Consider the following 7,230-nt stretch of genomic DNA (forward strand, 5'->3'; position numbering starts at 1 on the left):
ACGATTTGTTAGGAATTTAAATATCAAAAGTAAGGTGCGCATTGCGCACCCTACACTAGACGATTTGTTAGGAATTTAAATATCAAAAGTAAGGTGCGCATTGCGCACCCTACAGTGTCAGGAATTTAAATGTCAAAAGTAAGGTGCGCGTTGCGCACCCTACACTAGACGATTTGTCAGGAATTTAAATATCAAAAGTAAGGTGCGCATTGCGCACCCTACACTGTCAGGAATTTAAATATCAAAAGTAAGGTGCGCATTGCGCATCCTACACTGTCAGGAATTTAAATATCAAAAGTAAGGTGTGCAGGTGCGCGTTGTGCACCCTACACTGTCAGGAATTTAAATATCAAAAGTAAGGTGCGCAATGTGCACCCTACATTTAAATGTTTTGTATAACTCCTGTCATTGCCAAATGACAACGGATTTGATATAAATATAAAAGCTAATTTCATCGAGGATATTTTAAGTGAAAGCAGTTATTTTACTGTCGGGAGGGCTGGATTCCTCAACAGTTTTGTATCAAGCCAAAGCCGACGGCTGCGAGTGTTACGCGATATCCTTTGACTACCAGCAAAGGCACCGACGGGAGTTGGAATCAGCACGGGCGATCGCACTTTCAGCACAGGTTAAGGCGCATCAGGTGGTAAACTTTGACCTGACGCTGTGGGGCGGTTCGGCATTGACGGACGATAAGATGGAATTGCCGATCGATCGCAACCTGACAGAAATGTCGCAAAACATCCCCATTACCTACGTTCCAGCTAGAAATACGATTTTTCTCAGCTTTGCCCTCGCCTACGCCGAAACCCTAGGAGCTCAGCGGATTTACATCGGCGTCAACGCTTTAGATTATTCCGGCTATCCCGACTGCCGCCTCGATTACATCCAAGCCATGCAGGAAGTCTTTCGCTTAGGAACCAAGCAGGGAAGGGAAGGAGAAGCTATTAATATTGTAACACCTTTAATTGAACTAAAAAAAACCGAAATTATTCAATTGGGCAACAAATTAGGAGTGCCTTGGAAGCAAACTTGGTCTTGTTATGCAGGCGGCGAAACAGCGTGCGGCGTTTGCGATTCTTGTCGGCTGCGGTTGACTGCTTTTGAAGAATTGGGGTTTAAAGATCCGGTACCTTACGCTTAATAAGGATCGCGAATTAAATAATTTACACAAGTTTGTGAGATGGGCCAGAAGAATCATCAAATTGTAAGTTATTGAATTTTCATTCTTAAGCTGGTGTCCACCTCATTTTAACAATCATGTTTCTCGAAACCATTAATGGGACGTTGCTCCTAGCAGCGTCCGAAAATATGGTGCTAGAAGGGTGAACCGATTGATTTTAGCCGCGCCGGAAAGCACCAGTCTCCTCAAGTTTCAGCATCTTGATTTTGAAACTAAGCTGTAAGAGTAATTTTCCTTGGTTGAAACTTTAAAAAATCTTAAGTAAGATAGCGGTTGTCTGCTTTTATGCAATTTGCATTTACCACGCTTGATAACCTTGGATGCCGATTAGAAAAGCAAGTCTGGCGCCCTATTTATCGAGTCAGGCAATTTGAAGCGAATTTTGAACGGTAACGGTTGCTGTGGTCGGTATTGCCACAAAATAACTAGGTAAATTCCAAAGACTATTGCGGTTCTTTTGCCTTAGGAGCGTGGTAGATAGGTGCTGCGCCCGAGCCAGCTAGCTATTTAATTTGAAAGGTTACTGAAAAGTACGGTATTGACTCGCCAATGGGTGGTGCGAAATTGATTGTATTTATCAGTATTTATACGATTGGCTATTAGGTCTTTAGGAGATTATACTTAGGATAGAGTGCTTTGAAAAACAAGATCGATCGCTATAATCGCAATCATACGCTACCAAATCCTAGATTAAATCTCCTCCAATATTCGCACAATTGTGTCTCTCAAAAAATGAAAGTATGATTCAAAAAAACCATCAGCGTCTAAATTTTACATATAGCATCTAACCTTTACAGAATCAATACTAAATCCATGACTACTAATCCCTCTTTGCTCGGCTCCACATCATTTAATCCCCTGTCACCTTCGGTAGATTTATCTGTTTCCTTCGCCCAAAAGTATTTACAACAGATGAAAGGTGGTACCCCTGGAGCTGTGGGTGAGGATAAATTTGTGGAACGACGGCGTATCAACATGGCAAACGAAATGTTGACATCGCTGCGTTCTGTGAGCGCAAAATCATGGACGAAAACTGATTACCTATTGGCAGAAACGCTAGTTGAACACGGTATAGATACCAATCTGATCGATCCCTGGTATATTTCTGGTGGAATTCATCAAGTCTATAAGTTTGCGATCGAAGCCTACGCTCAGCAACTGCCGCCCAATCGTATAGTCACGCAGGTGAGCCCGGTTCTCGGCCAAGTCCGAAAGCAGGTAACAGCAATTGACCCCCGGGTGATTGGGTTTGTGGCTATGCAATATCACTACACTGGAATGCAGTTGATGGACTTGCTCCCAGAGGGAGAGCAGGAGAACTTTGGTAACTATGTCAAAATCCTAGACGACCATCTGTATATGCCCCTGCAACGCGCATATCAAGCGGCTGCAAAGCATCCACCGAATTCAGTTGCGGTGCAATCTGTTCGCCTGCTGATGTCGAAGATGACCGATATTGCTGAACGGGTAGTCGATCGAGTGAATCAACTTTACCCGCGCTATCGCTGTTATTCTGGGCTGCTGAACACTGAACGCATCCGTACATCCAGCATCCGCGATGTCGAAATGTTTCAGGTTTATATGTGGGTTTGTCTGCTAGAAGGCAATTTGCACGCCCTAGAAACCGAACTGTTTCCGCTGTGCGTGATGATTTACCCGCGACTGAATGTCAGTTGGGAACTCGTCAGCCAGATGACTCACCTACTGCGCAAGGAGATTGCGGCTTGTCTGTCACCCGAACAAGCGCAGTATTGTGAACCCTTCTATGAGATTCTGCGCCGTATGTTTTCAGCGGAAGTTTTTCCGAATGCTTGATACCGCAAAAACTCTTACAAACAGCACAAAGCTTGATATTAAAGGACTTTAGCTTGTTCCTCCAACATTAGTTATTGTCCTGTTTATTTTGAATTTCGTTTTGCATTTAATCAGACTAAAAGCCGATCGACATATTTGCGATCGCCCTCCCCATCAAAATCCCTACATATAGCGGTCATCAAAAAAGTTCGCGGACGTTGTTGGGATGCGAGCCATCTTAATTTAGTGGTTATATAAGCTGTCAGTCATACCTCATCTTTTTGAGAAAGGCTATAATACAAATTCAAAAAAATCTTGCTACAAAAATTGAGGTTGAGTTTGTTTGCTCAAATATTGTCTTATTTAGCTTTCGGCTCATTCTCAACTTCCGGTTGACCGTTGTTTTCCTGGTTAAACTTAATTTCATTTTGCAGCGAATTCAATGGGACTAAAAGCATATCAGCTATTTGCGATTGTCCTCTAGCCCTGTAGATATCTATAGCTTTCTGAAAATCTTCTACTGCACCCTGTAGGTTGCCTAATAAAGTTTGAGCATCAGCGCGAACAATATGCGCTTCTGCAAAGCCAGGATTGAGATTAATTGCTTGAGTAAAAGCTTCAACTGATTCCTTGTACAACCTTCTGCGACCGATGTCGAACCCTTGTTGATAAAGTTCTTGAGCTTTCATGGCATTTTTTAATTTCTGCTGTTCATCACGCTTGCATAAAGAATCGAGTCTATTCACTTTACCTGATGAATCAAGTATAAAGCACCCTGGTTCTTCCTGAGCATTCGCTACAATTTGAAAAAGAGGTAGAGTAGCGATCGATCGTTTTTCCAAAGCTAAAACATATGTCTATTGAAGAGCGCCGGGGTATTGAAACAATTGACAGAAACCAAAATCTACTTCTCGTTCGCGCTTCTATTGAGTCAGTGGCCCCAAAATTTAGTAGGGCGAGACGTGCGGATGTTTGGGAACGAGGTATATACGATCGCGAAATCGAAATTACTACCGAAAGCTATATTGTATTTCAGTTCCGAGGACATCCTTGGACGATCGTTGAAAAACTGACTTATAGGCCTGCTTCCCTTGTGTTTGGAGAAGGAGATGCGATCGCCCTTTCCAGCTTCCCATCCACTCACGCCATCTACTACAAATGCAGCGATACTTGCGGTTATATTGGTTATAACTGTTACGACGGAGGTGCATTTGCATAGATGCTGTACTTTGAGGAAGAAATAAATGTCCTATTCCTCTCTAACTTTCGTGAGGTTAAAGCTGAGGACATTGACAGTGCCTTTCGCTTTACTGACGCTTTTATGGAGGAGCAAGATATCTATATTCCCTACGTATATTACGAAAATGTGAGGGCTGGCGTTCGCCTTAATTTACGCCCCAAAGCCCCGACGTTAGATGATTTAGTACGCAGCGACTTTGAGCGAGTAGATTATATCGGCATTAGCTAAAATATGCTTAGCTAGAAAACTTTGCCGCACCTCTCAAACCGCCATTCGATCGCCCTTTTCCCCCAACTTCCCCACCAGGCGCTGGAACTTCACCCAAATCACTCGCCGCGAAGCTATCCCCAAGGGAATCCTCCACAGCCCCCTCCAGCAACTGAATTTGAATTTGATCCAACCGCGGCCCGATCGCCGAAACCACCGTAAGTTCCTCATTTTCGCCGCGCCAAACTTCCCCAACAGCCGGCATTCTTTGCAATTGATAGCTCAAAAAACCTCCGATTGTTTGGTATTCGTCTGTCACCTGCAAGTCCAAATTCAATATTTGATTCACATCATCGACATTTAACTGCGCTTGCACTAAAAAAGTGCGATCGTCCAATACTTGCACAGCAATCTCTTTACTGTCGGGCGACTGGTAAGTGCGGCCGATAATTTCGGCGATCAAATCCCGCAGCGTCACCAACCCGGAAATGCCGCCAAATTCATCGACTACGATCGCAATTTCTTCTGACGAACTCTGCATCAAAGGCAGTAATTCCCCCAGCAGCATCATCTCGGGTACAAATCTCACCGGACGCATCCAAGTTACAATTTCTGTGTCGGGAGATAGCAAACCTTCAGCTAAGGGTTTCGCCAGTTGCTTGAAGCCAATAATCCCGATAATGTCGTCTAGAGAATCTCCGGTTACGGGATAGCGGGAATGGTTGGAAATCGCCATTTCGTCGAGCAAATTTTGAAAGGTGGCTGTCTTCGGAAGTGCGACAATGCTCGGCCTGGGTACCATTACTTCTTCTACCCAAACTTCGCCAAATTCAAACACGTTGTTGAGCAATTCTCGCTCTTCTGCTTGCAAGCCGCTTGATTCGCTGGAAGTAGCTATAATTAATTGCAGTTCTTCGGGAGTAACCGGCCGATGTCTGAGGTCGTATTCGATACCCGCAAGTCGCAAGAGCGATCGAGTCGATTGATTGAGAAACGACACAAAGGGATTGAACAAACGGGAAATCAATAAACTCGGAGGCCCTAAACTTCTGGCTAGCTGTTCGGAATACAGTAAGGCTACAGATTTGGGGAAAAGTTCCCCGAGGACGATTTGCAGGTAAGCTAGCAGGAAAAAGGTTACTATTGATATGCCCAAAGAGTGGGCGATCGACTCTTTGATGTAAATTGGCAGCGGCAAATAGCCGATCGACATTCTGACTAGCACGGCGATCGTATCTTCTCCAATCCAGCCGAGAGCTAAACTAGATAGAGTGATCCCCAACTGCATGGTCGAGAGCAAGCGCTCGATACTTTTGATCAAAGATTGAACAGTTATAGCCGGAACATCGCCGCCATCTACTAACTGATTGATGCGCGATCGGCGTACCGTCACCATCGAAAACTCAGCGGCCACAAAGAAAGCATTGATTGCAATCAGCAGCAGCACTGACAGCAACCGCGACAGCACCTCTGTCCAAGTCATCGCGGGTAAATCAGCTATCTCCTGCACTCTCGCCCCTAAAAGTGACACAATGCTTCCTAGAACAACTTTCTCGATCGAACATGAGAATCCGTCTGGAGGTTTGGTCTCCTGATTTTCTTACTTCGCCACTGGAATGCCAGATATTTGCAATTGTAGTTTTTGACCTGGATAATCTGTCAGGGTCAAGGAAACTTCTTTGGCATTTTCTAGCAAAGCTGTGGGAATACTTACCGTACCGTAAAACACCTGCCCGTTGGGCGGCAGTTCTGCCGGCAAATCCTCGGCTGTGGCGCTCAAGGCTCGGCCTTGATTGTCAGTGACGTTTAAGAAACTGTAGAGAAATCTCACAGCTTGGGAGCCTTCGTTTTTCATGCTCACGTCTAGCAGCATCGAGTTGCTGCGCTGACTCGCTGCGCTCACTTCCAGTGTGACTCCCCCGTCGCGACTGTTGAGGGGAAACTTGGCTGTGGCATTTGATGCAGCCGCTTTTTTCGCGGACGCTGGTTTTGAGCTTGCTTTGTCTGTTTTAGTATTTGCTTGAGCTGTGGTTTTCTCGGGATCGCGACCTTCTACCCGCGCTTTGACGGTTTTGAGAATGTCTTTTTCTTTCAAAATGCTCACTTGCTCTTTGCTCGCCACATTTCCCTGCTTGCCGCTGCGAGCGTTGTTGCTGGGGCGAACATCGGGTTGAGTCGTTCCTTTTAAGGCTTCGCGGCCTATAGTAAATCCCCAAACAGAACTCGTCACGCCTGCTCCAAACATCAGAGCCAGCAGAATTAGAGTCAGCACTACCGTCGAATTCACTGCCATTGCCTATAAGTTTATGCCGAGTCTGAGTAGAAACTGCTAATTTCGGTCGATCGACCTCCCGCACAGAGGCGTTTTAGGCGATCGGGAATTTCACAGATCCAAAGATTTTGATTTTTGTTCTCTAGTTCTAGCACGGACTGGGAAATTATGTTATAATTAGTTTCTAGTTGGATCGGAAAAATCGATCTAACGGCAGTTGGCCGAGCGGTTTAGGCAGCGAACTCATAATTCGCCCCAGGCAGGTTCAACTCCTGCACTGCCGATTTTAACTCAATCACAATGCTTGGCGGGCCCAAAACCCCGCTGCTTTCGAGATTCCGTCACGGACGCATGGGAGGCTAGAAACCGGGTTTCTAGGATTTTTTTGGTTGAGTAACCAGAAATATACCTAGAAACCGGGTTTCTGAGGTCGATCGCGCGATCGAGACAAACTAGATATTCGATCGACTCTTTCGAGAGATTAGACAAGAGTGCAAAAATCCTAGAAGGGCGTAGCATTTGGACATAAAATCT

The 7,230-nt window shown here is 45.2% G+C and carries 9 protein-coding genes and 1 tRNA gene; 5 read left to right on the top strand and 5 right to left on the bottom strand.

Features of this window, described 5'->3' with window-relative positions; translation table 11 throughout:
* Window positions 1-469 precede the first annotated feature (469 nt).
* Together queC and QT974_RS14695 are read left to right on the top strand one after the other, a co-directional pair.
* Window positions 470-1,144: a 7-cyano-7-deazaguanine synthase QueC gene (queC, locus tag QT974_RS14690; RefSeq protein ID WP_333469206.1), complete on the top strand. Its 675-nt coding sequence runs from the start codon at window positions 470-472 to the stop codon at window positions 1,142-1,144.
* Window positions 1,145-1,996: 852 nt separating this feature from the next.
* Complete coding sequence (locus tag QT974_RS14695) at window positions 1,997-2,998, top strand: hypothetical protein (protein WP_333469207.1); 1,002 nt, start codon at window positions 1,997-1,999, stop codon at window positions 2,996-2,998.
* A gap of 338 nt (window positions 2,999-3,336) precedes the next feature.
* On the opposite strand, the gene QT974_RS14700 is transcribed toward QT974_RS14695, so the two are convergent.
* Entirely contained in the window at window positions 3,337-3,666 is a 330-nt protein-coding gene (locus tag QT974_RS14700) for a tetratricopeptide repeat protein (RefSeq protein ID WP_333469208.1), read from the bottom strand.
* Between the two features lie 164 nt (window positions 3,667-3,830).
* Between QT974_RS14700 and QT974_RS14705 the strand changes: the two genes are divergently transcribed.
* Together QT974_RS14705 and QT974_RS14710 are read left to right on the top strand one after the other, a co-directional pair.
* Window positions 3,831-4,196, top strand: a complete 366-nt coding sequence (locus QT974_RS14705) for a hypothetical protein (protein WP_333469209.1) — start codon at window positions 3,831-3,833, stop codon at window positions 4,194-4,196.
* Window positions 4,197-4,445, top strand: coding sequence for a hypothetical protein (locus tag QT974_RS14710; RefSeq protein WP_333469210.1), 249 nt, complete (start codon window positions 4,197-4,199; stop codon window positions 4,443-4,445).
* Between the two features lie 7 nt (window positions 4,446-4,452).
* On the opposite strand, the gene QT974_RS14715 is transcribed toward QT974_RS14710, so the two are convergent.
* The 3 genes from QT974_RS14715 to QT974_RS14725 all read right to left on the bottom strand — a co-directional run bounded on the left by QT974_RS14715 (window position 4,453) and on the right by QT974_RS14725 (window position 6,851).
* Window positions 4,453-5,955, bottom strand: coding sequence for a hemolysin family protein (locus QT974_RS14715; protein WP_333469211.1), 1,503 nt, complete (start codon window positions 5,953-5,955; stop codon window positions 4,453-4,455).
* Between the two features lie 69 nt (window positions 5,956-6,024).
* A complete protein-coding gene (locus QT974_RS14720; protein ID WP_333469212.1) occupies window positions 6,025-6,717 on the bottom strand; it encodes a hypothetical protein in 693 nt (230 codons plus the stop codon).
* A gap of 11 nt (window positions 6,718-6,728) precedes the next feature.
* Window positions 6,729-6,851 (bottom strand): hypothetical protein, encoded by a 123-nt coding sequence (locus QT974_RS14725; protein WP_333469213.1) that lies wholly within the window; start codon window positions 6,849-6,851, stop codon window positions 6,729-6,731.
* A 56-nt stretch (window positions 6,852-6,907) separates the two neighbouring features.
* Between QT974_RS14725 and QT974_RS14730 the strand changes: the two genes are divergently transcribed.
* A tRNA-Ile gene (locus QT974_RS14730) sits at window positions 6,908-6,980 on the top strand.
* A gap of 7 nt (window positions 6,981-6,987) precedes the next feature.
* Here the strand turns inward: QT974_RS14730 and QT974_RS14735 are convergent.
* Window positions 6,988-7,230, bottom strand: a 243-nt coding sequence (locus QT974_RS14735; protein ID WP_333469214.1) for a hypothetical protein, incomplete at its 5' end; no start/stop codon positions are given.

Origin of the sequence: Microcoleus sp. BM001215392 (genome assembly GCF_036700185.1) — a bacterium.
Classification (GTDB): domain Bacteria; phylum Cyanobacteriota; class Cyanobacteriia; order Cyanobacteriales; family Microcoleaceae; genus Microcoleus.

Coding starts and splice junctions, on each gene's coding strand:
- QT974_RS14695 (WP_333469207.1), top strand. CDS start 1,997: ATGACTACTAATCCCTCTTTGCTCGGCTCCACATCATTTAATCCCCTG.
- QT974_RS14710 (WP_333469210.1), top strand. CDS start 4,197: ATGCTGTACTTTGAGGAAGAAATAAATGTCCTATTCCTCTCTAACTTT.
- QT974_RS14700 (WP_333469208.1), bottom strand. CDS start 3,666: ATGAAAGCTCAAGAACTTTATCAACAAGGGTTCGACATCGGTCGCAGA.
- QT974_RS14720 (WP_333469212.1), bottom strand. CDS start 6,717: ATGGCAGTGAATTCGACGGTAGTGCTGACTCTAATTCTGCTGGCTCTG.
- QT974_RS14705 (WP_333469209.1), top strand. CDS start 3,831: ATGTCTATTGAAGAGCGCCGGGGTATTGAAACAATTGACAGAAACCAA.